General features: G+C 35.2%; 1 protein-coding gene. It reads right to left on the bottom strand.

The genetic code is table 11. The features are described 5' to 3' along the window. Positions 1–12 precede the first annotated feature (12 nt). The gene (locus CXF74_RS21400; RefSeq protein WP_101084665.1) at positions 13–798 is read right to left on the bottom strand and encodes a hypothetical protein; all 786 of its coding nucleotides are present in this window, start codon (positions 796–798) and stop codon (positions 13–15) included. Positions 799–1,131: the final 333 nt, after the last annotated feature.

Below are 1,131 nucleotides of genomic sequence, written 5' to 3'. Positions count from 1 at the left end.
GATCAGGTGGCTTTATGAATCGACAATTTCGGTAACATTTAATTTTATTTTTTCAATAAGATCGGAAAGGTTAACCGTGTTACCACCGTTGGGGTTTGTATTAAGCATTGCTTTAATTACGACTTTAGATCCTTTTCTGTATGGAAAAGCTTCAACTTGTAACCAAGTATCGTTCCCATCAACATCTAAAACGTACAAGTCTTCGGAGCTTACCTTTTTGCCAGATAACTTGGCGAGCATCATTTTTTGCATGTCTTCTTTTGAATATTGTTTTTTAGGTAACACTCTGTCGAAATTTGCTTTTACAGCGTCAGATGGGTATTCCGAGTTAATTTCAAACTTCACGCTGAATTGTGAAGTCGATAAATACTGCTGCACGTTGAAGTTTGGAACATCAAATTTTCCAATAAACCCTTGCTGGTATGATTTTGTTTGAAAAGGCTGGAATTGTATTAGTGTGTCTTCGCCTTTGACGCTTGATGAATAGCTTATTTGGTATAGAACACCAGATCCAGATGTTCCATTATCTGTTCTTCTATGCACCTCAAAAGAATTGTTGCTGATTTTATTTGCAGAAAGTCTCTCTTGTTTTGTCTGAGTGCCCTTATGAAAAGTAGCAAACTCAACACCGTTAATTCCTATTTTATCATTTACATATTCACTTGGAATAATATATGTAACATCAACCCCTTGTACTTGTTGGTATTCATCTGCTATTGCGAGTGGATTGACATCTGTTGTTTTGCAACCAGATAACACTGAAGCACCTATTACAAGTGCTAACATTGTTTTTTTCATCTTTTTCTCCATTTTAATTTTAAAAATACGGCGCTAGAATTGTACGCAGATAGTATCAACTAATAAAACTCATTGTTTTATAAAGAGAATTTACCGGAAAGGTAGATTTCAGTAAATGTATTTTCAACACGATCTTTCTAATTGTGTGAAGCGAATCATAATGTAATCAAGCATACACATTGTGATTGCGCTTTTCAGATGGAAACCAACGAGGCTTAAGTAAAACCAAAATTACAACTGAAAAATCCAGAATAAAAAGCTAACGCCCAATTAAGCGGACAGAAATAGTTGGCTAAAATTGTGGAGCGAAGCGAAACATAGCCAACTGTTTCT

Source organism: Psychromonas sp. Urea-02u-13, assembly GCF_002835995.1.
Taxonomy (GTDB): domain Bacteria; phylum Pseudomonadota; class Gammaproteobacteria; order Enterobacterales; family Psychromonadaceae; genus Psychromonas.
The sequence above is the reverse complement of the archived record's forward strand: the minus strand, read 5'-3'. Positions and strand labels throughout refer to the sequence as shown.